The following is a 23,779-nucleotide window of genomic DNA, read 5'->3' on the forward strand; positions in this document are numbered from 1 at the left end:
TCGCGCAGGCGGGTCCCCGAGCCGTGGTGGAAGTAGCCGGACGGCCCCTGACCCGCCCCCCGGCACGCCGGTGCCTCAGTCGGTTCGTACGGTGATCCGCAGCCGCTCCGCCAGGAACTTCAGGGCGTCCTCGCGGGCGGCGGGGGAGTCCGCCTTCACCAGGATGTGGCCGAGGCGCTGCGAGGAGGAGGTGAGCGGGCCCACCCGGTCGCCCACCCCCTTGCGCAGCCCGACCCGGACCACCGCCGGGTGCGCGGCGATCTCCGCGAGCCCGTCGACCGCCGTGATCGTGCCGGGCGCACAGGTGGGGAAGTACGTCGCCGCGTACGCCACCGGGCGGGTGCGCAGCAGGTCGCCGAGCGGCTCGCCGAGCGCGAGCCGCACCACCGCCTCGTGCAGGTCGAAGCCGTACGTCAGGCTCACCGCCTCGGCCAGGAAGTCCCCGGGGGTGCGGACCGCCACCTCCATGAGGACCGGACCGTCCAGCCCCACCCGGAACTCCAGGTGCACCAGCCCCGTCCGCATCCCCAGCCCCCGCAACACCCCCGCGGTCAGGGCGTCCACCTGCGCCGCCCGCGCCGGATCGGTGAACTCGTACCCGCAGCGGTGCGAGAGCTCCACGAAGTACGGCGGGGCGGTGGTCTCCTTCTCCGTCACGTTGGCGAAGAGCACCTCGCCCTCGTGGACGAGCGCCTCCCAGCTGTACTCCGGGCCCGCCACCGCGGCCTCGACAAGGATCTTCCCCTCGCCGCCGCGCCGCAGCACGATCTCCTCGGCCTCCGCGGCGCTCGTGACCAGCTCGACGCCCTCGCTGCCGCCCAGGGACAGCGGCTTGACCACCACCGGCAGCCGCTCCAGCATCCACTCCCGGGCCGCGTGCAGGTCCGGGGCCAGCAGGAAATCGGGCTGCGCCACCCCGTACGCCCCGAAGCCGGTGCGTTGCAGGGCCTTGTTGCGGGAGATCACCGCGGCGTGCAGGGACGGACCCGGCAGCCCGAGCCGCTCCTGCGCCAGCGCGCCCGCCGTCACGTTGGCCTCCGCGAAGGCGAGCACCCCGTCCGGGGCGCGGTCGGCGAGCGCCGCCGTCACCCCGGCGAACCAGGATTCGTCCAGGGATCCCGTCACCGGGTAGTAGGAGACGTCCTCCTCGGCCGGGCGGCCGCCCATGAGCGCCGCGTTCTCCACCGCGCGGACCCGGTGCCCGAGCCGCCTCGCCGCCTCCACGTACGGGCGCCCCATCGTGCCGACGCCGACCACCAGCAGATCCTTCACGCCACTGCCCCTTCGCTCGCTGCCTGCTTCTGACCCTGCGCCTGCGCCTGCGCCTGCGCCTGCGCCTGTTCCTGTTCCCGCGTCTGCTCCTGCTGCCGTTCCAGCGCCCGGGTCACCGGCGGTACGAGGACCGAGGCCAGGCAGAACACGGCGCCCAGGGCGGCCCATCCGACCGCTCCCGTCCCGATCACCACGCCCGTCACCAGCGCCGGACCCACGATCCGCTGCCCCGAGTTGCCGAGGCTGAAGACCGACAGGTAGGTCCCGCGACGGTCCTCCGGCGCGAACGCGTAGCTCAGGTCCCAGCTGCCGACCGCCTGCCACATCTCCCCGAAGGTCAGCGCGACGCACGCGACCAGCAGCAGCGCCCCCGCCAGGAGCGGCGCGAGCCCGTGCACCGCCGCCAGCGCCGCACAGCACGCGGCGAGCGCGAAGCCGCTCAGCCGCAGGGCTCGGGCCGCCCCGCCGGGCCGCTCCGCACCGCGCGACACCGGCACCTGGAGCGTGATCGACAGCGCCGTGTTGACCAGGATCAGCACCGGCACGAAACCGGCCGGCACCCCCGTGGCCGTCATCGCCCACAGCGGCAGCCCCACCGACAACAGCGTCGTGTGCAGGTTGAGCACGCCGCCCAGCCCGGCCAGCCCGAGGTAGCGCCAGTCGCGGAAGCCCCGGATCGCCGTCAGCGGCCCCACCTTGCGCTGCGCCGCACTGGAGCGCACCAGCCGCAACCTGCTCAGCATGACCGCCGAGGCGACGAACGCCGCCGCGTTGCCGAGCACGATGCCCCGGTACGCCCACATGCTGTCGGCGGCCAGCAGCGGCGCCGCCAGCAGCGCACCCACCGAGAAGCCGATGTTGCGCACGGTCCGGACGATCGCCATCGTCCGCGTACGGTCGGACTCCTCGGTCGTGTCGGACGCCACCGCCTGCGTCATCGGCTGCGTCGCCCCCTCCGCGGCGGCGAGGCAGGAGGACACCACGAGGAAGCCGACGAAGCCGTGGACGTACGCCAGCGCCACGAACCACAGGGCCCGCCACACCTGGAGCGCGATGAGCGTCCGCCGGGCCCCGATCCGGTCGCTGAGCGCGCCGATCGGGACGGTGGCCAGGAAGCCCACGAAACCGGAGACGGCCAGGCCGGCGCCGATCTGGGCGGGGGACAGGCCCACCGAGCGGATGAAGAAGATCGTGGAGCCCGCGAGGAACAGGCCGGTGCCGATCGCGTTGATCAGCGAGGTCAGGGCGAAGGTCCGGCCGGCCGCCGTGGCGGGCACGTAGTCCGAGAGCGAGATCCGCATCACCGCGCACCTCCCGCGGACCCCGCCGTGCGCACCGAGACCAGCGCGGCGGCCTCCTCGGCGTTGCGGGCCGCCGCCGCCGCGTCCGTACCGGTGGCGATGACGTAGCCGGCCCGCTCCCACGAACTGGTGACGGCCAGGACGACGTCGCCGGGCGCCACCCCGACGTGCACCTCCTCCACCCCGAAGGCGCGCCGGGCGGCCTCTACGCCCTCCACCGCCGCCACCGGGCCGACGGGCGCGATCAGGAACCGTACGGCCGCGCCCAGGACGGGCGGGCGCCGCGGCGCCGGAGCGCTGCCGTCCAGGACCCCGAGCAGCGCGGACAGGATGTCCGTCCCGTAGGCCAGGTCGATCAGGGCGGTGATCCCGCCGCCGGGCAGCCGGGCCGCGCACTCCACCAGGTGCGGGCGGCCCCCGTCGAGGATCCACTCCGCGTGGAGCACGCCCGAGCGGAAGCCCGTCGCCGACACCAGCACCTCCACCGCGCCGCGCAGCGCGTCGGCCTGCGCCGCCGGCAGCGCGGCGGGCACGGTGTGCCCGGTCTCGACGGGGTGACGCGAATCCTGGACCATCTTGGCGGTGATGTTGGTGAAGCCGACGATGCCCTCGTGCACCACCGCCTCGACGCTCACCTCGGGCCCGTACAGGCGCTGTTCCACCAGGTAGCGGGCGGAATGCGGGTAACCGGCGTGCAGGGAGGGCTCGTCGGCGGTCGTGGTGTGCGCCCAGGCCGCGGCGCCGTCGTCCTGCGGTCCCAACAGCCGTACGCCGAGACTGGCCTGGCGGCCCGCGGGCTTGAGCACGCACGCCCCGCCGAAGCGGGCGCGGAAGGCACTCACGTCCTCGGGGCCGCGGGCCAACCGCCAAGCGGGCTGGTCCAGGTCCGTACCGTCCACCGCGGCCCGCAGCAGGGCCTTGTCCCGCAGGATCCGCGCGGCCTTCGGGCCCGCGCCGGGCAGCCCCCACGCCTCGGCGAGGGCGGCGGCGGCCACCACGCCGTACTCCACGACCGGAACGACCGCGCGCACGGCCGGGGGCCGGGGCACCGCGGCGATGATCCGCTGCGGGTGCTCCTCGTCCTGGCTGGGCGCGGCGAGCACCGCCGCCACGCAGCGGTGCGCGTCGGCCAGGCCGTCGATGCGGCGCGCGGCGATGACGGCGGGCTCCTCCACGACCAGGACGGAGTTCTCGGGGAGCAGGACGTCCAGCTTGCCGAGCATCACCGGGCTGTACCCCACCAGCACGTGGGTGATGATCGCCGGACCGGACGGATCGGGCAGTGTCATGGAGGCCTCGCTGCGTGACGGAGAGCGCGGGACGGGGAGGGACCGGGGCGGGTGCGCTGCACCGTGCTCGGCCTGCCCGACGACTGTGCCTTTCCGGCCACTTGGCGGCATAGCCCGCTCAAGGTTCGGGTCCGCGCACCTCCGTGACCTCCCCATGCGGACCGGCCGGATCCGCGCCGGAGAACCATTTCGGCCCCCGCGGCGTCCTTCCTGGTGAGCGCGCACACCGAGGGCGGGTGCGGGCAGGGTAGAAGAGGAGTGGGTGGGTATGGGGTTCGTCAGCTGGATCATCCTGGGGCTGCTGGCCGGAGGCATCGCCAAGGTCCTGCTGCCCGGGCGCGACCCGGGGGGCTTGATCGGGACGACCCTGATCGGGGTCGCCGGCGCCTTCATCGGCGGGTGGCTCTCGGCCAAGTTCCTCGACCGGCCCATCCAGAACCAGTTCTTCGACCTGGCCACCTGGGGCGCCGCGATCGCGGGCTCGCTCGTGTTGCTGATCGCCTACCGGATCCTCTTCGGCAACTCGCGCTCGTCCAGGTAGCCGGGACGGACGCGCACCGCGCGCGGACAGGGGGGTCGTACGCCGCGGGCGCGCGTCAGATGAGGCTGTACTGCACCGCACAGGCCACCGCGTGCGAGCGGTTGCGGGCGTGCAGCCGGGACATCAGTTCGTAGATGACGTTCTTGACGGTGTGCTCCGAGCAGGACAGCGTGCGGGCGATCACCGCATTGCCGTGGCCCTCCGCCATCAGTGCCAGCACCGAGGTCTGGCGTGCGGTCAAGTGCGGTGCGTCCGCGGCGATCGCGGGCTTGGCGGCGGGCTGTGCGGGGTGTCCGCACAGCAGGCGCAGCAGATCCGGATAGGGCATCTCGACGGTGTCCGGAGCCGGTTCGGGGGCGGGCGCCAGGCCGGTGGCGACCTGGGCCAACATCCGGCTCAACCGGACCGCTTCGAGGCCCCCCTCGCGGGCCGACGTGCGCGTCGGTGCGGCGACGGGGCTCACAGCATGCCCGCCCGGAGCGCGTAGGCCACGGCGTGGGCGCGGTTGCGCAGCCGGAAGCGCTGGGTGATGTCGTGCACGACGGTGGTCACCGTCCGGGGCGAGTAGCACAGCCGCTTGGCTATCTCGCTCGTCTCGTGGCCGTCCGCCACCATCCGCAGCACCGACCGCTCCCGATCGCTGAGCCCGGCCGCGTCCCAGGGCCCGGCGGTCACGTCGGCCGCCGCCCCCCGGGCGCCGGAGTGTTCCAACAGCAGGTCCAGCAGGTCCGGCGGCAGGGTGCAGTCACCGCGGGACGCGGCCCGTACGGCCCGGGCGAGGCGGACCGGGTCCGCCTCGCGGCGGCGCAGCAGCCCCCGGGCCCCGGCGGCGATCGCGTGCAGGGCGTCGGCGGGCTCCAGCTCGCCCGCCACCAGCACCACGTCCGGACGGGACGGGGTGTCCCGGATCGAGCGCAGTACGTCGAGTTCCGTGCGGCCGACCCGGTCCACGGTCATGACCACGACGCGGGGTTCGCCGCCCGGAGCGCTCAGGGCCACCTCCGGACAAGCGAGCAGGGCGCTCTTGGTGCCGGCTTCGAGCACCGGATCGAGTGCGACGACGTTGACAGGGACGGGTTCGCCCACCGGGTCCTCCGAAAGTCATCCGCCTGCCGGGTGTCGGACCGGCGGAAGGGGTGCTGGTTCCCAGACTGGGGGCGGCCGCCGGGAGCGGCATCGGGCCCCTGCCCCCACATTTGTGAAGACGCGGTGCCACCGGCGGCGGATCGTGTGAAGGCCGCCGTCCCGGTCCTGCGGGAGGGCGGCCGGGGCGGTGCGTCCGAGGTCGGACCGGGGTGCGCCCCGGGTCCGCCGGGAGCGTGCGGGCAGGGGGCGCGGGGCGTGCGCGCCGTGCGGACGGGGGGCTCTGGGGGGACGCCGTTCGGAATATGGGGGACGTGCCCCCATGTGCGCGGCGCGCGGCTCTGCGAGTTTTCTCTCGTGACTGACACCGCCACCGCCGCAGGACCCGAGGTCGGCGGCCTGACCCACTCCTGGTGGGCACAGGCCCTGAACCTGCGGGAGCGGCTCGCCGCACCGGGTGCCCCCGCACCCGCGCGCACCGACGCCCCCCACGCCCGGCCCGCTTCCTGGGCCCTGGGGGACCCCGACGGTTTCGCGGCGCGGCTGGCGAGTCTGGGCGTGAGCGAGGACACCGGGAACGCCCTCGCGGCGGAGCTGCCGTGGCGGCTCGCCGCCCGTGCCGAGAAGCCCGAGTGGGCCCGGTACGCCGAACGGATCGTGGCGCGGGCCCCCGCCGAGCGCACGGACCACGGCGCCACGACCGCCGCGGGCACCGCACCGGGGGCGCGCGGCGACGAAGCGGCCGACGGCGCCGCGGTGTTCCTGCCCGCGCTGCGCCCCCTGACCGCGGTGGCCTGGGCGGACACGGCCGAGCGGATCGACCTGCCCGCGGCGGAACTGGCCGCGGTCCGCGCCGCCTTCGAGGGCTGGCTGGGCGACCGGCTGATCCGGCAGTCCGCCCGCACCCTGGTCAAGGAGCTGCACGCGGCGCGGAGCGCGGGGCGGCTGGCGGGGGAGACCCCGCGGGAACGCTTCGCCGACTTCCTGGCCGGGCTCGGCACCCGGGAGGGCCTGACCGCGCTCTTCGCCGGCTACCCGGTGCTCGCCCGGATGCTGGCCCGGTCCTGCGCCCAGGCCACCGACGCCACGGCGGAGCTCGTCCGCCGCTACGCCGCCGACCGGGCCGCGATCGTGGGGGGCCTGCTCGGCGGCGCCGACCCCGGAGCGCTGGTACGGATCGACCTCGGCCGCGGCGACCTCCACCAGGGCAACCGCGCCGTCGCCCTGCTGCGCTTCGCCGACGGCGCCACTGTGGTGCTCAAGCCCCGCCCGCTCGACCAGCACGCCCTGCTCGACCGGGCCGTCGCCTGGACCAACGGCAAGGTGCCGGGCCTCGGCCTGCGCACCCCCCGCTCGGTGCCCAGGCCCGGGTACGGCTGGCTGGAGTTCATCGAGCACGGCTGGTGCACCACGCCCACCGAGCTCGACCGCTTCTACCGCCGCCAGGGCGCGCTGCTGGCCCTGCTGTACGCGGTGGACGGCGTGGACATGCACTACGAGAACGTCATCGCCTGCGGCGACCAGCCGGTCCTGGTGGACGCCGAGACCCTGCTCCACTCGGGTCTGCCCGCCGCGGTGACCTGCGGGTCCGACCCCGCGGCGGCGGCCCTGTCCGCCTCGGTCCACCGCACCTGCCTGCTCCCGAGCCTGCTCATCGGCGAGAACGGCGCCATGGACATCTCCGCCCTCGGCGGCGGTCACGGCGGCTCCTACCCCAGCGACGGAATGAGCTGGGAGGCCGCCGGAACGGACGAGATGCGGGTGCGGCGCGGCCGCGTCGAGACACCGGCCGGGCAGAACCGACCCGCCCCGCGGGACCCGGCCGCCGGGCACGGCGACCACCGGGCCGCGCTCCTCGAAGGTTTCCGGGCCGGCTACGACGCGATCGCCGCGGACCGCGCCGAACTCCTGGGCGAGGACGGCCTGCTGGGCCGCTGGGCCACCAGCCCGGGCCGGCTGATCGCCCGCGCCACCCGGCTCTACACGACCCTGCTGGAGGAGTCCACCCATCCCGACGTGCTGCGCGACGCGCTGACCCGGGACGCGCTCTTCGCCGTGCTGTGGGCGGAATCCGAGAACGACCCGGCCCGCCAGCGGCTGATCGAGGACGAGAGCGCCGACCTGTGGGAGGGGGACGTGCCGCTCTTCTTCCACCACCCCGCGCACACCTCGGTGCGGACCTCGCGGGGCACCTCCATCGAGGGAGTGCTGCCCGCGCCCGGTCTGCGGGCCACCCTCGACAAGATCGCCGGCATGGGCGAGGTGGACCGGCACGACCAGGAGTGGATCATCGCCGCGACGCTCGCGGTGACCGGCGCCAACCTCAGTGGCGGCGGCCCCCGTTCGGCGCTGGCCGGGCACCTCGCCCCCGCCGTCGTGCCCGAGCCCTCCCGGCTGCTGACCGCCGCTTGCGGGATCGCCGACGAGATCGCGGCCCGCGCCGTCCACGGCGACGGCCGGGTCAACTGGCTCGGCCTGGAGCAGGTCGCCGGTGAGCACTGGGCCGTCCTGCCGATGGGCGGCGGCCTGGCCCAGGGCTACTGCGGAGTGGCCCTCTTCCTGGCCCAGCTCGGCGCCCTGACCGGCGCCGGACGCTACACCACCCTGGCCCGACAGGCCGCGGCACCGCTGCCGGAGCTGCTGGCCAGGCTCGCGGTCGACCCCGCGCTCAGCGCCGCCGTGGGGCCGGGCGCGCTGCACGGACTCAGCGGCATCGTCTACACCGTGGCCCGCCTGTCCGCCCTGCTCGACGGCGACGGCGACACCGACACCGATTCCGATTCCGATGGAGACGCGCTGCGGGCCTGTCTGCCGGACGCGCTCACCGCCCTCGCCCTCGCCGTCGAAGCCGACCCCGACGGCCCGGCCGACCTGGCCGACGGCCTCGCCGGAGCACTGGCCGCCACCGTCGCCGTGCACCGCCTCACCGGGATGCCCGGTGCCGCCGTCCTCGCCGCCGCCTTCGCCGACCGGCTCGTCGCCCGGGCCGCACCGCGCCTCGCCGGCTCCGCCGGGCCGGACCCCGCCGCCGCCGGCTTCGCCCGGGGCGACGCGGGCATCGGCTGGGCCCTGCTGCGCTACGCCGCCGCCGAGACCGAGCGGGAACCGGCGGGCACCGCGGCGGTCCGGGCCGAGGAGTACGCCCGTACCGGCGCCGCCCTGCTGCGCCCCGCTCTGGACGCGGCCCTGCGCCACCCCGCCGACCTCGGTTGGCACTCCGGGCTGGCGGGCACCGCGCTCGCCGCCGCCGATGCCTTCGCCCGGGCCGGCCAGCCGGTCCCGGAAGCCGAACTCACTTGGTGCGCGGCCCTGCTGAGCGACCCCGCCGAGGCGGGGGAGTCCACCGAGTCGGCCGAGTTCGGCGACCTCAGCCTGGGCCACGGCACCCTCGGCTCACTGGAACTGCTCAGCGTCCTCGCCGGGCAGGGCCACCCCCGGGCCGCCATCGCCCTCACCCACCGCGCCGGTCAGGTCCTCGGCCGCCTCGAACGCCACGGCCACCGCTGCGGCACCCCCGACCACGTCCCTTCACCCGGACTCCTCACCGGCCTCTCCGGCATCGGATACGCCCTGCTCAGGCTGGGCTTCCCGGAGACGGTCCCGTCCGTCCTGCTGCTCCACTGACCGACTCCGGCCGGACCGACCGCACGAACGGCTCGTCAGCACCACAGCACCGACCGCACTGCAGCACCGAGCGCCACCTCCACCTCAGGTTCCGAGAAAGGTACTCACCACCATGCAGGAGTTCCAGGTCAACGCCACCGCCGACGCCACCACCGACGCGGCCGCCGAAGTTCCCGCCGGGGACCCCGCGGGCGGCATCAAGCTGTCGGGCCGCAACAAGGCGTGTGCGCGGGCCCGGGCGCTGGCCGGTCTCGTCCTCACCAGCGGACTCGTGGTCGCGCTCAGCCAGATCGACACCAGCGTCTCGGCGCCCGACGGCACCTGGTAGTGCCCGGTATCCGGATGGCGGTACGTGGAAAAGGCCGACTTTCGGTGCACTGCGGACCGTACGCATGAACTAGATTTGCGCTCATGCGTTCCCGTCCGCGGTACATCATCGGTCGTGACTCTCAACTCTTAGAGATCAAACACGCGTTGACCGAGGCCAAGGGTGGGCGCGGCGGGGTCGTCTTCCTGGTGGGCGAGGCGGGGATCGGCAAGTCCCGGCTCGCCGCCGAGGCCGTGGGGATGGCTTTCAACGACGGGATGCGGGCACTGCGGGGCCGGAGCAGCACCACCGGCCCCACGGTGCCTTTCCGGCCATTGACGGAAGCGTTGATGGCGCTGTTCCGCGGCGGCCCGGCGGGCGGCCCGTCCCTGGACGACCTGCCGCTCGGCCCGTACCGGCCCGCGCTGGGCCGGATCATCCCGGACTGGAGCAGCGACGCCCAGGACAACAGCTCGATGGTGATCCTCGGCGAGGCCGTGTTGCGGCTGCTCATCGCCACGGGCCGGGAGGACGGCCAGCTCCTCCTGCTGGAGGACCTGCACGACGCGGACCCCGAGACCCTCGCCGTCGTCGAGTACCTCGTGGACAACCTCGAATACACCAACGTGGTACTTCTGGCCACGATCCGCACCGAGTCCTGCGACGCCCTCGACATGGCCGAATCGGCCCGTCGCCGCGGCGTGGGAACCGTGTTACAACTGGCCCCGCTGACCCGGCCCGAGGTCCGCGCCGTGATCGCCGCGCAGTTGGACACCGAAGCCGACCTGGTCCCGGAAGCCGCCCTCGCGCGCCTGTGGGACGACAGCGCGGGCAGTCCCTTCCTCGTCGAGGAACTCCTCCAGGGCATGATCGGCAGCGGCGCGCTGGTCCGCGCCGAGGACGGTTGGCGGGTCGTGGGCGACCTGCGCAGCGACGTGTCCACCGCCCTCGCGCGCGGCATCCTGCGGCGCGTCGACCGCCTGGCGCCGCAGGGGCTGACCCTGCTGTCCGCGGCCGCCGTGATCGGCCGCCGCTTCCCGCTGACCGTGCTCCAGCGGATGACCGGCATCGACGACCGCAGTCTGCTCAGCCACCTGCACGCGGGGGTCGCGGCGCAGCTCGTCGTCCACGACGAACCCGCCCCCGACTGGTACGCCTTCCGCCACTCGCTCACCGCCGAGGCGCTGCTGACCCAGCTCACGCCCACCAACCGGGCGGAGATGTCCGGCCGGGCCGCCGACGCGGTCCAGGACCTCTACCCGGAGCTGGAGGGCGAATGGTGCCCGCTCGTCGCGGAGTTGCGCTCCCAGGCCGGTGACGAAGCCGAAGCCGGGCGGCTGTTCACCGTGGCGGGGCTGCGGGCCCTGTCGGCCGGCGCCATCGGCTCGGCCGTCACCCTGTTGGCCCGGGCCGAGCGGCTGCTCGCGGCCAGCGGCGACGCGGCGGGCCGCACGGCGGCCCTGGAGGCCCTGCTGCCCGCGCTCGCCGAAGCCGGCGACTTCGCCCAGGCCTTCGGCTTCGCCGAGAACCTGCACACCCTCGGCGGGAGCGGCCTGAGCGCCGAGCGGATGGCCGCGCTGCACACCAGGCTGGCCAAGGTGGCCCACACCGCCGGGCGTTGGGAGGACGGCAACCGGCAGATAGCCCAGGCCAGGGCCCTCCTCGGAGTGCACCCCGACGAGCGCAGCACCGCCTCCATCGACGTCACGGCCGCCTACCTCGCCCTCGACACCCCCGGCCCGGACCGCACCCAACTCGCCGAGAAGCTGGCCTACTCGGCGCTCCAGGCCGCGGAGCGGCACGGGCTGCCCACGGTGGTCTGCCAGGCCTGGGAGCTGCTCGCCACGCTGGCCCGCGAGCGGGACTTCGACGAGGCCACGGCCCTGTTGGAGTCCGCCCTGCACACGGCCGAACAGCACCAGCTCCCGCTCCAGCGGATGTACGCCCTCACCCGCATCGGCGGGAACAACTGGCTGACCGAGGGCAACACGATCCCGCTGCTCGCGGCCCGCGGCGAAGCCCAGCGGCTCGGCTCCGCCACCATCGTGTACACCATCGACGGGATCATGATCCTCGACGCGGTGCTGCGCGCCGAGTTCGCCGCTGCCGCCCAGGCTGCCGAGGAGTGCCTGGCCGTCGTCCAGCGGCTGCGGCTGGCTCCGGCCACCCGCTACGTGCTGATGGCGCGGGCCACCCTCGCCGCGCACCAGGGCGACCGGGCGGACATGGAACGGGCGCTCACGGCCTTCGCCGAGTGGGACGGCAGCGGCTCCCAGGAGGAGCCGCTGACCCGGGGGCTGGCCCGGGCGTTCTGCGCGCTGATGGAGGAGGACCAGCCCGCCGCGGTCCGCGAACTGCACGCCGTGGCCGAGCTGGAGAGCACCAACCCCAGTACCTACTACCTCAGCGGCCGCTACGGCATCGGGCTGCTGCTGGACGTGCTCTCGGGCGAGGCCGGCCGCGGTCCGTACGAGGAGATCGCGGCCACCGCCCCCGGCCGGATGCGCTGGAACAGACAGTTCGTGCTCTTCGCGGGCGCCGTCCTGGACGGCCGGGAGGGAAGACCCGACCTGGCGGCCGCCGCCGTCAACGAGGCCCTGCGCACCGCGGAGCCGTACGCCACCGCCCTCCACCTGGGCCTGCGGCTCATCGCCGAGGCGGCCCACGCGGACGGTTGGGGGGAGCCCGTGGCCTGGCTGCGCCGCGCCGAACTCCACTTCCACCAGCAGTCCGTCGCCCCCGTCGCGAACGCCTGCCGGGCCGCCCTGCGCCGGATGGGCGCCCCCGTAGCCCAGCGGCGCACCGGCTCGGGCAGCATCCCGGACGTGCTGCGCACCCAGGGGGTCACGGTGCGCGAGTACGAGGTGTTCCGGCTGCTCGCCGAGCGCCTCGGCAACAAGGACATCGCGGACCGCCTGTACATCTCGCCCCGCACGGTGGAGAAGCACATCGCCAGCCTCGGCACCAAGACGGGTCGCTCCAACCGCGCGGCCCTGTGCGCCCTTTCCGCCTCCCTGCGCGACTAGGGGGTGTCAAGGAGGCCGACCGCTTCGGCGAAGTCGGCGTGCGCGGGCTCGAAGGTGCGTGCGGCGACGAAGAACATCGACCGGTCGACGAGGGCGCGGGCGAGGCGTGCGCGGTCGTCGGGCGTGCGGCGGGCGAGCGTGACGCCCTCGTCGAAGTACGGGGCGAACCGCTCCTCGAACAGGTAGGGACGGTCGCCGTCGCGGACGGCCGCGCGGATGCTGATCCTGCGCTGGACGTCGACCAGTTCGGGCAGCCGGTGTGCCCCGCGCAGTGCCGCTGCCTCCGCTTCGAGGCCCGCCGACATGCCGAGGAACCCCTCCCGCACGTCGCGTGACCATTCGTGATCCGTGCCGAAGGGCGGCATCGGGGACTCGGGGCTCGCGGCGGGTTCGGCCGCCCGTCCCGACAGGACGAAGAGCGTCTTCCACCACCCGAGGATGCAGCTCCAGTTCTTCGGCTCGCCGGTGCTCGCGAGCTCCTCCAGGACGCCCAGCGCCTCGCGCCGGGCGGCCGCGGCCCCCGCCCCGTCGCCGACGGCGTCCCGCATCCGGGAGAAGTGGACCGACTCCCAGGTGAGGATGGCCAGCGAGGTGTCCTGTTCGGCCGCCTTGCGCCGGGTCTCCGCCAGGATTTCGCGGAAGGCGACCGCCGCGGCGTCGTGCTGCCCGGCGCCCTCCAGGTTGGCCGCCCACCGCAACCTGGTCCAGAACAAGTGGTCCGAGCCCCCGTCGCGGACGGCCGCTTCGTCGAGCTCCGCCGCCTCCGCGAAGCGCCCCTCCTCGGCCAGGACCCTCGTCAAGGGATCGCTCAGGCCGGCCCCGGCCAGCTCCTCGCAGACCGCACGCCCTTCCGCCCTGCGCCCGAGGGCGAAGAGCGACACCTGGTGGGCGTTCAAGGCCCGGTACAACCGCTCGGTCCGCTTGGGCTCACCGACCTCGATCTCGCGCGCGGCCCGCGCGGCCTCGGCGGTCAGCGTGACGTCCATCTCCGGATTCCTGCTCTGGTAGTGGAGCGAGAGCAGGGCGTCCACCAACTTCGGCCCGTAGGCCTTCGGGTTCACCTCGGCCAGAACCCGGTACGCGTCGACCAGTTCGGCGCGACTCCGTCGGCCGGACCCCAGCAGCAGCACGCGGGCCCGAAGTACCGCATCGTGATCGATCGTCACCGTTTCCCCTGTCTCCGGATGTCGCGAGAAGGAGATTCTGCGCGGCGGGGAACGGATCGGACAAGCGTTGCGAACTGTGCTTTCCGTCCTACGAAAACCGGCGCTGACCTGTCATGATGGATGTGTCGTCGTCCTCAGCGCATCCCGCGCACCGCCTTCGAGCTCAGCACCCCCAGGGCCGTCAGGGCGAGGACCCCGGCCGATACCGCGAACATCGGGCCGCTGCCGTGGCGGGCCAGGGCCCCGCAGAGGATCAGCGAGAGCGGGGCCATGGCGTAGCCGAGGACCATGTCCAGGGAGATCACCCGGCTGAGCACCGAGGGATCGATGGTGCGCTGGATCCAGCTGAGGCCGAAGACGCCCTGGAAGCCGATGCCGAAGCCCATCGCGAGTACGGTCACGAACGCGGCCACGGTGCTGTCCACCAGCCCCAGCACCCCCATGCCCACCGCGAGCCACCCGGCCAGCGCGGCGATCAGCAGCCCGACCCGGGGGAGGCTGCTCAGCGAACCGCCGACCAGGGTGCCCAGCATCGCCCCGCCCGCCAGGGCGCCGTTGAGCAGGCCCAGGGTGGTGGAACCGCCCTGCAGGTCCACCTTGGCGAGCGTGGCGAAGCCGACGGTGAAGGTACCGGCGTAACAGAAGGTCATCGCCGTGTCGACGACCAGGATGGAGCGGATCCGCGGGTCCTCCAGGGCGTAGCGCAGCCCCGCCCGCATCCGGGTGAGCAGGGAGTCCCCGGCCTCCTTCGCCGTGCCCGCCGCGGCGTCGGCTGCGTCGTCCACGGAGTCCTCGGGCCCGCGGGGAAGGGGCCGGATCCGGGAGACGCACAGGCCGCAGAGCGCGAAGCACACGGCGTCCACGAGGAAGGCGACGGGGGCGTCCGAGAGGGCCACCACCATGCCGCCGACGGCCGGGCCGAGGATGGCGGACACCTTGGTGCCGACCGCCAGCAGGGCGTTGGCCGGGGCGAGCATCTCCTTGTCCACCACGGTGGGCAGGATCGAGGCCCGGGCCGGTTGGAAGAAGGCGTCGACCGCGCCGAAGGCGGCGGCGGCCCCGCACAGGATCGGCACCGTCAGGGAGCCGGTCATCCCGATCAGCCCGACGCCGGCCATCAGCACCGCCCGGGCCGCACTGGAGAGCGTCATCAGGGTCCGCGAGGACCACTTGTCGCTGAGCGAGCCGCCGACCAGGGTCAGCAGGGCCCGCGGCACCGCCTGGAAGGCGAGGACGTAGCCGAGGGCCAGCGTGGAATCGGTCAGGCTCAGCGTGATCCACGAGAAGGCGATGTAGCTGAAGCCGTCCCCGAGCAGGGACAGGGACTGCCCCAGCCACAGCAGCCGGAACGAGGGCAGTTTGGCGGGGGCGCGCAGGCGGGTGCCCGCGCTCGCCAGGGTGGAGGCCATGATCGGACCCTTCGTCGGGCCGCCGCAGGGCGGCCGGGGCGTTTCAGGAGGGGCGGCCGGGTCCGGTACCCGGCCGCCCGGGGCCAGTACGTGAGGGCCCGCGTGTCAGTACCGGACGGCCCGCGTGTCAGTACCGGACGGGCAGCGCCGTCAGGGCGCGGTTGAGCAGGGACGGCTGCCAGGTGTGCCGGTCGGTGGTCAGCACCAGGTCCGGGTACTCGCGCACGAGGACGCCGACCACCGAGCAGGCCACCAGCCGCGCCAGCGCGGCTCCGATGCAGAAGTGCGCGCCGAAGCCGAAGCCGAGGTGCGAGGTGCTGCCCCGCGCGACGCTGAACAGGTCGGGGTCGGCGAACCGCTCGGGGTCCCGGTTGGCGGCGGCGGTGACCAGGAACAGCCGGTCCCCGCCGCGCACCGCGCGGCCGTCGAGGTCGAAGTCGCGGGCGGCGCTGCGGATCGACATCTTCGAGGGGCCGTCGAAGCGCATCGCCTCCTCGACGGCGAGCGGCACCAGGTCCGGGTTCGCGCGGACCTCCGCCAGCTGCTCGGGGTGGCGCAGCAGGGCGAGCATCGTGTTGGCGATCAGGTTGCTGGTGGTCTCCCCGCCCGCGAAGGCCATCTGGGTCAGCATCCCGACGAACTCCTCCTCGCTGACCGACTTCCCGATCTGGCCGCCCGCCAGCACGGAGCTGATCAGGTCGTCCTTCGGGTCGGCGGTGCGCTCGCGGACGAGACCGGCGAGGTAGTCGTCCAACTTCACCAGGGACTGGAGGGAGGTGCGGTACTCGCGCTCCTCCTGCGCCGCCCCGAGGACCAGGTCGCCCACCCGGGCGTTCCAGTACCAGAAGGAGGGGCTGTGCGCCTGGGGGACGCCCAGCCAGCGGGCGAAGACCAGCGACGGCAGCGGTCGGGCGATGTCGGCGAGCAGGTCGCCGCCGTTGCCCGGCACCGAACGGCGGGTCAGCATGGCCCGGGTGGCCCGCTCGACGAACGTGCGGTAGCGGGAGATGCCGCGCGCCGAGAACTGCTCCTGGAACACCTGGCGCAGCCGCCGGTGCTGCGGGGGATCGTTGAAGACCATCCAGCGGGACAGGATGGAGAACGCCCGCTCGGTGTCCTCCCGGGCGCCCTCGGGGACGGCGTCCATCAGGGGGCCCACCCGCTCGGCGGAGACCGCCGGGTCGCGCAGGCAGTGCATCAACTGGCCGTGTCCCGTGACCAGCCAGGCCCGGTGCATGGCGCTCCAGTGGACCGGGTCGTGGTCGCGCAGCGCGTTGAGGTAGCCGTAGGGGTCGGCGTTGAGCTCCGGGTCGAGGAGGTAGCGCTCGGCGAAGGCGGGCCGCGGGGGCGCGGTCAGCAGGTTCGTGGGCGCGGTCAGCAGGGCGGCCGGGCCGCCCGCGGGAATCGTCGTGGTCATGCCCGGGTCTCCGTCCGGATGGCGTGCAGGAGGGAAGCGGTCCGGCCCAGCAGGGGCTCGGACATCAGCGACATGTGGTCGCCTGCGGTGACGTGCAGGGTCAGGCCGCCCAGGGCCTGCTCCCGCCAGCGTTCGACGTATGCGCGGAAGTCCACGTCGAGGCCGGGCATCGGCTCGCCGTCGGGCAGGGCCGCCGCGTGCGAGCCCACCACCAGGTGGACGTGGCCCGGGTAGGGCCGTACCTCGTAGTCGGCCAGGGCGGTGAGCAGCGAGTGCCACACCTCGATCGGCGCGTGCTCCACCAGGGCGGCCTCGCTCGGGCTCATGTCCGCGCTCAGCAGCAGGGCGGTCAGCTCGGCCGTCACCGCCTCGCGCTCCGCGCCGGGGGCCAGCGTGCGCAGCCGGTCGCGCAGCTCCTTGCCGGTGACCATCTTGGCGCTGACCGAGGCCAGTTGACCGCGCGCCACCTCGCTGGGGAGGTAGGGCTCGATCAGGGTCAGCGGTGCGACCCGGTGGCCGGCCTCGTGCAGCTGGGTGGCCATCTCCATGGCCAGGTTGGCGCCCATGGACCAGCCCAGCAGGTCGTGCGGGCCGTCCCCGCCGTGCGCGGTCATCTCGGCGACGTAGTTGGCCGCGATGCCGGCCACCGTCGTCGGGTCCACCCCGCCGAGCAGGCCGCGCGCCTGGAAGGCACGCACCGGTGTCCCCGCCGGCAGGGCCCGCGCCAGTCCCACGTACCAGGCGGCGCTGCCGCCCGTCGGGTGCACGCACCACAGCGGGTCGCCCGTGCCCTCGCGCAGCCGGACCTCGGAGGTCACGGCGACGGGCGCGGTGCTCGCCGCCGCCTCCTCGGCGCGGGCGGCGAGCTGGGCGATCGTCGGCAGCTCGATCAGGTCGCGCACGGAGACGCTCAGCCCGCGGGCCGCCGCCCGGGCGGCCACCCGGACGGTGGAGAGCGAACTCCCGCCGATCCGGAAGAAGTCGTCGTGGACGCCGACCTCCGCCGCTCCCAGTACGTCGCGCCACACCTCGGCGAGCAGCTCCTCGGTCGGGGTGCGCGGGGCGGTGGACTCCGCGTCCACGTCCGAGCGTTCCAGCGGCAGCGGCAGGGCCCGACGGTCCACCTTCTTGCTGCTGTTCAGGGGCAGTTCGTCGAGGAAGACGAAGCGCGCGGGCACCATGTAGGCCGGCATCGTGGCGCGCAGCGCCTGGCGGACGGCCTCGGCGTCCGGCGCGCACCCGGGCTCCGGGACGACGTAGGCGACCAGCGCCGGATCGCCCGGCAGGTCACGGCGGAGCAGCACCACCGCCTTGTTCACCTCGGGCAGCTCGCGCAACCCGCATTCCAGCTCGCCCAGTTCGATGCGGAACCCGCGCAGTTTGACCTGGTTGTCCCGGCGGCCGAGGCACTCGATGCTCCCGTCGGCGTGGTAGCGGCCGAGGTCGCCGGTGCGGAAGAGCCGGCCACCGGGCGCGCCGTAGGGGTCGGGCACGAAGGTGGTGGCCGTCAGCGCGGGGCGGTTCAGGTAGTACAGGCCGACCGCGTCACCGCCGAGGCAGATCTCGCCGGGTACCCCGACCGGAAGCGGTTCGAGGTCCCGGTCCAGGACGTAGACCTGGCTGTTGCGGATCGGCGGACCGATCGGCGGCAGCCCGGTGCCGGCCACGCACACCTCGGCGCAGGACCACACCGACGTCTCGGTCAGGCCGTAGGAGTTGATGAACATCCGGCCCGGGGACCACACGTCCGACATCTCGGCCGTGGGTGCCTCGCCGCCGGTGACGATGGTGTGCAGCAGCGGCAGCGGATCGCCCTGCTCGGCGAGCACCGCGAGGGTGCTCGGCGGCAGCGCGGCCGCGGTGACCCCGTACCGGTGCAGGGTCGCGACCAGGTCCGGGCCGGGCATCAGGGCCTCCTTCGGTGCGGTGCACAGCCGCGCCCCGTTGGCCAGGGCCCAGGTCAGCTCGCTGACGAACACGTCGAAGCTGAAGGAGGCGAACTGCAGCACCCGGTCCTCGGGTCGCGGGGCGAAGACGTCCCGCTGGCCGTGGATCAGGTTGCTCAGGCCCCGGTGCGGGACCGCCGCGCCCTTGGGCCGGCCCGTCGAACCCGAGGTGTAGAGCACGTAGGCGGTGTTGTCCGGGCCCGTACCGGCCACCGGGACGCCGCCGGAGCCCGCGCACTCGGCGGGTACGTCGACCAGCACGACGGGGCCTTCGAAGGGCACCCGGCCCACCAGCGCGGACTGGGTGAGCAGCACCCGCATCCCGCTGTCCCGGGCCACGAACTCCAGCCGTTCGGTGGGGTGCTGCGGATCCAGCGGGAGGAACGCGCCGCCCGCCTTGAGGACCGCCAGCACGGAGCGCACCATGTCCGGACCCCGGTCCGCGCAGATCCCGACGATCACCTCCGGGCCCACACCCAGCTCCCGCAACCGGCCGGCCAACACTCCGGCCGACGCGTCGAGTTCGCCGTAGCCGACCTCGCGGTCGGCATGGGTGACGGCGACCGCGTCCGGAGTGCGCAGCGCGTGCTCCGCGATCCACTCCTGGAACATCCGGGGGTCGTTGTCCACCACCGGACCGCGCGCCCACTCCACCAGCGCCCGCTCCCGGGCCGCGCCCCGCAGCACGGGCCGTGCCACCGGCCCGTCGGGGTCCCCGACCATGGTCTCCAGCAGCGCGCACACCGCGTCGGCGAGCTGTTCGGCGGTGGCCGGGTCGACCCGGGTCGTATCGGCGTCGACCGTGAAGCCCTGCACGCTCACGTTGATGTTGAGCGGGAACATCGTCCGGGCGATCTCCTCCGACTCGTCCCAGGTGTCCCCGGAGAGCCGGTGGAAGTTGATGTAGTTGAAGAGCACGTCGACCAGACCGGGCTCGTCCGGCCGCAGCCGGCCGAGGCGGGCCAGCGGCACCCGGCGGTGCGGCATCAGGTCCTGCTCCGCGCTGAAGACCTCGCGCACCAGGTCCAGCCAGCTCTCCCCGGTCCGCCGGATCCCGAACGGCACGGTGTTGAGGAACAGCCCGCGCATCCGGTCCGCGCCGCTCTCCTCCGGGCGGCCGTTGGTGACCAGACCGATCGAGTGCCCGGCGGACCCGCCGTCGGTGTCCGCCTCGGCGTCGGTGAACAGGCCCATCGTGTGGTGGAAGGCCGCCAGCAGCACGGTCCGGCGCGGGACGCCCGCCCGCTTCGCGAGCTGCCCGATCGGCTCGGCCAGCGCCGCGTAGGACCGCCGGATCTCGATGATCGCGGCGTCGCCGTCGACCGGCCCGCCCGAGCGGCGGCCGAAGCGCACCGGCCGCAGGTCGTCCAGCTGGGCGCTCCAGAACTTCAGGCTCTCCTCCGAGTCCACGGCCGCCCGCTCCAGGGCGACGTACTCCGCGAACCGGGGCGAGGCCGGCAGGCTCGGCTCGCGCCGGCCCTGCGCCACCACCTGGCGGTGCAGGTCGAGGACGTCGGCGATGAGCGAGGTCAGGCTCCAGCCGTCCAGCACGATGTGGCAGTCGGTGACCGTGAACCGCAGCTCGTGGTCGCCGACGTGGTGCAGGTGCAGCCGGACCAGGGGCGCCGCCGCCAGGTCGAAGCGGCGGGCGAACTCCTCCCGCACGTACGCCTTGACTGTCGCCCGCTGCCGCGCCCGGTCCTGGCCGCGCAGGTCGACGTAGCCCACCCGCAGGTCGGCCGTCGGGTGCACCAGCTGGATCGGCTCGGAGAAGGACACCAGGTCCACGGAGGAGCGCAGGATGTCGTGGGCGCGCACCACCGCGTCCACGGCGCTCTGGAAGGCGGCGAGGTCGAAGCCCTCGGGCACGGTGATCTTCAGGTCGGTGACGTTGTGGTACGCCCCGCGCTCCGGGTCCGCCAGCATCTCGTGCAGCATGCCGGTCTGGAGGTAGGTGAGCGGATAGGCGTCGACGAGACCGTCCGGCAGCCGCGCCGCGTCCGCCGGGTCCAGCTGCGAGAAGGGTGCGACCGGAGGCGGACCCGCCGGGTCCTCGGACTCCCGCACCGCAGCGGCCAGGTCGGCCAGGGTCCGGGCCCGGAAGAGGTCCGCCACGCTCAGGCCCAGCCCGGCCGAGCGGGCCCGGCCGATCACCCGCAGGGCCAGGATGGAGTCCCCGCCGAGGTCGAAGAAGTTCGCGGTCCGGCTGATCCGCTCGGCGCCGAGCACCTCCGACCAGATGCCGGCCAGCGCCTCCTCGACCGCGCCCTCGGGAGCCGTGAAGTCGGCCGGGGCCGCGGCCCCCTCGGCCGCCACCGCGATCAGGGCCGCACGGTCCACCTTCCCGTTCGCGGTGATCGGCAGCTTGGCGTGCCGGACGAACAGGGCGGGGACCATGTACTCCGGCAGCGTCAGGCGCAGCCGGTCCCGCAGGTCCGCCGCGTCCAGCGGCCGCCCCTCGCTCAGCACCACGTGGGCCACCAGCCGGGCGCCGCCGTGTCCGTCGGGCCGGGCCACCACCGAGGCGTCCCGCACCCCGGGCAGCACCCGCAGCGCGGTCTCGATCTCGCCCGGCTCGATCCGGAAGCCGCGGATCTTCACCTGGTGGTCGGCGCGCCCCGCGTAGGCGAGCTGGCCGTCGGGGAGCACCCGCACCAGGTCACCCGTGCGGTACATCCGGGCCGGGGCCGCGGCCGTGGCGGGGACTGCGGCCGATACAAAGGGGTTGGACGGGAAGCGCTCGGCGGTCAGCTCCGGCCGGTTGCGGTAGCCGCGGGCCACGCCGCCGCCGGCGACGTACAGCTCGCCGACCGTGCCCCGGGGCACCAGCCGGCCCGTCCGGTCCAGGACGTACCCGTGCTGCCCGGCCAGCGGGCGGCCGATCGGGGAGTGGACCCCCGCGACCGTGTCCGCCTCGGTGATCAACCGGTAGGTGACGTGCACGGTGGTCTCGGTGATGCCGTACATGTTCACCAGCGCGGGCCGCCCGGCGGCCGGCCCCGCGAACCAGTCCCGGTAGTCCCGGGCGTCGAAGGCGTCGCCGCCGAAGACCACTGTGTGCAGAGCCAGTTCGGCGAAGTCCGCGCCCTGCTGCGCCAGGTGCGCCCGCAGCCCCTTGAAGGCCGCCGGGGTCTGGTTGAGCACGGTCACGCGCTCCGCGCGCAGCACGGCGTGCACCGCGGCCGGGTCGCGCACCTCGTCCTCGGTCAGCACCACCACCCGCCCGCCGGAGGTCAGCGGACCCCACAGCTCCCAGACGGAGAAGTCGAAGGCGGGGGAGTGCAGCAGGGTCCAGACGTCGTCGGGGCCGAAGTCGAAGTGGTGGTCGGCCGCGCCCAGCAACCAGGCCAGGTTGGCGTGGGTGACCTCGACGCCCTTGGGCTGCCCGGTGGAGCCCGAGGTGTAGATGACGTAGGCGAGCGCGTCGGGACCGGGGACCACGTCGGCGAGGTCGTCGGCCGCGCCGGCCGCCGCCGCGGGCTCCGACAGCGGGATCACCCCCACCGCCAGCCCCTCCACCGCGGCGAGCCCGGTGTCGTCGGTGACCACCCACTCCACCCCCGCGTCGGCGACGGTGAACTCCCGCCGGGCCCGCGGGTGCGCCGGGTCCAGCGGCAGGTACGCCGCCCCCGCCCGCCACACCCCGAGCAGCGCCACGGCCAGGTCGACCGAGCGGCCCAGGCACACCCCGACCAGGGACTCCGGGCCGATCCCGGCGGCCCGCAGCCGCCGGGCCAGCGCCCGGGAGGCCGCGTCCAGCTCGGCGTAGGTCAGGGCGCGCCCGCCGCCCGAGACGGCCACGGCGTCGGGCGTGCGCCGGACGTGCTCCGCCAGCCGCTCGCCGGCGAGCCGGGGCCCCTCGCTCCCGGCCCCGATCGCCGCCGGCCCCTCCACGCCCGCCACGGGCCGGTTCGCCGGGCCCTCGGGGCCGAGCAGCTCCGCGAGCTCCGTGTCCGTGAGCAGCTTCGTGCGGCTCAGCGGGAGCGACGGCGTGCGGGTGAAGGCCCGCAGGACCGCCACCGTGTGCTCCGCCAGCCGGGCGATCGACTCCGCCGCGAACAGGTCGGGACGGTAGACCAGGCGCAGGCTCTGGCGGCCCGCGTCGTCCAGGACGTCCAGCGTCAGGTCGAACTTGGCGGTGGTCAGGTCGATCGGGAAGGCCGCGCCGGTGGCGCCGCCCAGCGCGTAGTCGCCCCGCTCGGCCGCGGTGTGCGTGAACAACACCTGGAAGAGCGGATTGCGCGACAGGTCCCGGTCGGGACTCAGCTCGTCCACCACCCGCTCGAAGGGCAAGGTCTGGTGCGAGAGCGCCCCCAGCACGCTCTCCCGGGTCCGGGCGAGCAGCTCGTCCCCGGTCGGGTCGCCCGCCAGGTCGGTCCGTACGACCAGGGTGTTCACGAAGAAGCCGACGAGCTGCTCGGTCTCCGGCCGCTCGCGGTTGGCGACGACCGTGCCGATCACGATGTCGTCCTGCCCGCTGTGGAAGCCCAGGGCGGCCTGGAACGCGGCCAGGGTGGTCATGTACGCGCTGGTGTCCGTCCGCCGGCCCACCTCCGCCAGCGCCCGCGTCAGCTCCGCGGGCAGCTCCACGGTGTGCGCGGCGCCGGCGTAGGAACGGGCGGACGGGCGCGGGTGGTCCAGGGGGAGTTCGAGCGGAGTCAGGCCCGCCAGGGCGGAGCGCCAGTAGGCGATGTCCGCGCTCTCGTCGCGGCCGCGCTGCCAGATCGCGTAGTCCGCGTAGGAGATCGGCGCCGGGTCGGCGGGCGGCGCGGTGCCCGCCGACCGGGCCGCGTGGAAGGCGCGCAGGTCCCGCATCAGCAGGTCGAGGGACCAGCCGTCCGCGACGATGTGGTGCAGGGCCAGGACCAGCACGTGCTCCTCGGCCGCCACCCGCACCAGCGTGGCGCGGAACCCCGGCTCGACGGCCAGGTCGAAGGGGCGCAGCGCCGCCGCGCGCACGGCCTCGGCCACGGCGGCGGCGTCCGCCCCCTCGGGCAGCTCCACCAGGTGCAGGCCGGCGCCGTCGGCGGGCAGCACCTCCTGGGCCGGTACGCCCTCCACGTCCGGGAAGACCACCCGCAACTGCTCGTGGCGCACGACCAGGTCGCCGACCGCCGCGTCCAGCGCGGGCAGGTCCAGGGGACCGGTGAACCGCCAGGCGGCGGGCATCAGGTACTCGACGCCGCGGGGGTCGAGCCGGTGGAGGAAGTAGAGGCCCTGCTGGGCGCAGGACAGCGGGACGCGCTCCGGTCGGGGCGAGACCCGGGGGATGCCCGCCGCCGCGGCGCCGCCGGCCCGGCCGCGCAGTCTGCGTTCCAGCAGTTGCCGGGCCGCCGGGGAGAGCCCGCCCTGAGCGGTGGAGGGTTCGACCTGTGAAGTGGTCATGGGAATGCGGTCC

At 74.5% G+C, this 23,779-nt stretch carries 13 protein-coding genes; 4 read left to right on the forward strand and 9 right to left on the reverse strand.

Features of this window, described 5'->3' with window-relative positions; all coding sequences use genetic code 11:
* Positions 1–75: 75 nt before the first annotated feature.
* From ACIQWR_RS37990 to ACIQWR_RS38000, 3 genes are read right to left on the reverse strand one after another with little or no spacing between them, the layout of a single operon-like run.
* The gene (locus ACIQWR_RS37990; RefSeq protein ID WP_404019626.1) at positions 76–1,272 is read right to left on the reverse strand and encodes an ATP-grasp domain-containing protein; all 1,197 of its coding nucleotides are present in this window, start codon (positions 1,270–1,272) and stop codon (positions 76–78) included.
* Positions 1,269–2,573, reverse strand: coding sequence for an MFS transporter (locus ACIQWR_RS37995; RefSeq protein WP_404019628.1), 1,305 nt, complete (start codon positions 2,571–2,573; stop codon positions 1,269–1,271). The genes ACIQWR_RS37990 and ACIQWR_RS37995 overlap by 4 nt, the downstream gene beginning before the upstream one ends.
* Positions 2,573–3,862: an ATP-grasp domain-containing protein gene (locus ACIQWR_RS38000; RefSeq protein WP_404019631.1), complete on the reverse strand. Its 1,290-nt coding sequence runs from the start codon at positions 3,860–3,862 to the stop codon at positions 2,573–2,575. The genes ACIQWR_RS37995 and ACIQWR_RS38000 overlap by 1 nt, the downstream gene beginning before the upstream one ends.
* A 268-nt stretch (positions 3,863–4,130) precedes the next feature.
* Here ACIQWR_RS38000 and ACIQWR_RS38005 point away from each other — a divergent pair, with 268 nt between their 5' ends.
* Positions 4,131–4,403: a GlsB/YeaQ/YmgE family stress response membrane protein gene (locus ACIQWR_RS38005; protein ID WP_385777056.1), complete on the forward strand. Its 273-nt coding sequence runs from the start codon at positions 4,131–4,133 to the stop codon at positions 4,401–4,403.
* A gap of 55 nt (positions 4,404–4,458) precedes the next feature.
* On the opposite strand, the gene ACIQWR_RS38010 is transcribed toward ACIQWR_RS38005, so the two are convergent.
* Positions 4,459–4,866 carry a response regulator transcription factor gene (locus tag ACIQWR_RS38010; protein WP_404019634.1) on the reverse strand — a complete coding sequence of 136 codons (408 nt, stop codon included), beginning with the start codon at positions 4,864–4,866 and terminating at the stop codon, positions 4,459–4,461.
* The gene (locus ACIQWR_RS38015; RefSeq protein WP_404019637.1) at positions 4,863–5,489 is read right to left on the reverse strand and encodes a LuxR C-terminal-related transcriptional regulator; all 627 of its coding nucleotides are present in this window, start codon (positions 5,487–5,489) and stop codon (positions 4,863–4,865) included. Before ACIQWR_RS38015 ends, ACIQWR_RS38010 begins: the two co-directional genes overlap by 4 nt.
* 354 nt (positions 5,490–5,843) lie before the next feature.
* Between ACIQWR_RS38015 and ACIQWR_RS38020 the strand changes: the two genes are divergently transcribed.
* From ACIQWR_RS38020 to ACIQWR_RS38030, 3 genes are all read left to right on the forward strand, one after another.
* A complete protein-coding gene (locus tag ACIQWR_RS38020) occupies positions 5,844–9,110 on the forward strand; it encodes a type 2 lanthipeptide synthetase LanM family protein (protein WP_404019640.1) in 3,267 nt (1,088 codons plus the stop codon).
* Positions 9,111–9,222: 112 nt separating this feature from the next.
* A complete protein-coding gene (locus ACIQWR_RS38025; protein ID WP_404019643.1) occupies positions 9,223–9,438 on the forward strand; it encodes a hypothetical protein in 216 nt (71 codons plus the stop codon).
* Between the two features lie 83 nt (positions 9,439–9,521).
* Complete coding sequence (locus ACIQWR_RS38030; protein ID WP_404019646.1) at positions 9,522–12,443, forward strand: AAA family ATPase; 2,922 nt, start codon at positions 9,522–9,524, stop codon at positions 12,441–12,443.
* On the opposite strand, the gene ACIQWR_RS38035 is transcribed toward ACIQWR_RS38030, so the two are convergent.
* The 4 genes from ACIQWR_RS38035 to ACIQWR_RS38050 all read right to left on the reverse strand — a co-directional run bounded on the left by ACIQWR_RS38035 (position 12,440) and on the right by ACIQWR_RS38050 (position 23,766).
* Positions 12,440–13,609 (reverse strand): hypothetical protein, encoded by a 1,170-nt coding sequence (locus ACIQWR_RS38035; RefSeq protein ID WP_404019648.1) that lies wholly within the window; start codon positions 13,607–13,609, stop codon positions 12,440–12,442. The genes ACIQWR_RS38030 and ACIQWR_RS38035 overlap by 4 nt on opposite strands.
* A gap of 134 nt (positions 13,610–13,743) precedes the next feature.
* Positions 13,744–15,018 carry an MFS transporter gene (locus ACIQWR_RS38040; protein WP_404019651.1) on the reverse strand — a complete coding sequence of 425 codons (1,275 nt, stop codon included), beginning with the start codon at positions 15,016–15,018 and terminating at the stop codon, positions 13,744–13,746.
* Positions 15,019–15,145: 127 nt separating this feature from the next.
* Positions 15,146–16,435 (reverse strand): cytochrome P450, encoded by a 1,290-nt coding sequence (locus ACIQWR_RS38045; RefSeq protein WP_404019654.1) that lies wholly within the window; start codon positions 16,433–16,435, stop codon positions 15,146–15,148.
* Complete coding sequence (locus ACIQWR_RS38050; protein ID WP_404019657.1) at positions 16,432–23,766, reverse strand: amino acid adenylation domain-containing protein; 7,335 nt, start codon at positions 23,764–23,766, stop codon at positions 16,432–16,434. Before ACIQWR_RS38050 ends, ACIQWR_RS38045 begins: the two co-directional genes overlap by 4 nt.
* Between the last annotated feature and the right edge of the window lie 13 nt (positions 23,767–23,779).

The organism is Streptomyces sp. NPDC098789, assembly GCF_044759975.1.
Lineage (GTDB): Bacteria > Actinomycetota > Actinomycetes > Streptomycetales > Streptomycetaceae > Streptomyces.

Excerpts from the sequence above, each read along its gene's own strand:
- ACIQWR_RS38005 (WP_385777056.1), top strand. The coding sequence starts at position 4,131 with ATGGGGTTCGTCAGCTGGATCATCCTGGGGCTGCTGGCCGGAGGCATC.
- ACIQWR_RS38025 (WP_404019643.1), top strand. The coding sequence starts at position 9,223 with ATGCAGGAGTTCCAGGTCAACGCCACCGCCGACGCCACCACCGACGCG.
- ACIQWR_RS38040 (WP_404019651.1), bottom strand. The coding sequence starts at position 15,018 with ATGGCCTCCACCCTGGCGAGCGCGGGCACCCGCCTGCGCGCCCCCGCC.
- ACIQWR_RS38000 (WP_404019631.1), bottom strand. The coding sequence starts at position 3,862 with ATGACACTGCCCGATCCGTCCGGTCCGGCGATCATCACCCACGTGCTG.
- ACIQWR_RS38045 (WP_404019654.1), bottom strand. The coding sequence starts at position 16,435 with ATGACCACGACGATTCCCGCGGGCGGCCCGGCCGCCCTGCTGACCGCG.
- ACIQWR_RS37995 (WP_404019628.1), bottom strand. The coding sequence starts at position 2,573 with ATGCGGATCTCGCTCTCGGACTACGTGCCCGCCACGGCGGCCGGCCGG.
- ACIQWR_RS38050 (WP_404019657.1), bottom strand. The coding sequence starts at position 23,766 with ATGACCACTTCACAGGTCGAACCCTCCACCGCTCAGGGCGGGCTCTCC.
- ACIQWR_RS38030 (WP_404019646.1), top strand. The coding sequence starts at position 9,522 with ATGCGTTCCCGTCCGCGGTACATCATCGGTCGTGACTCTCAACTCTTA.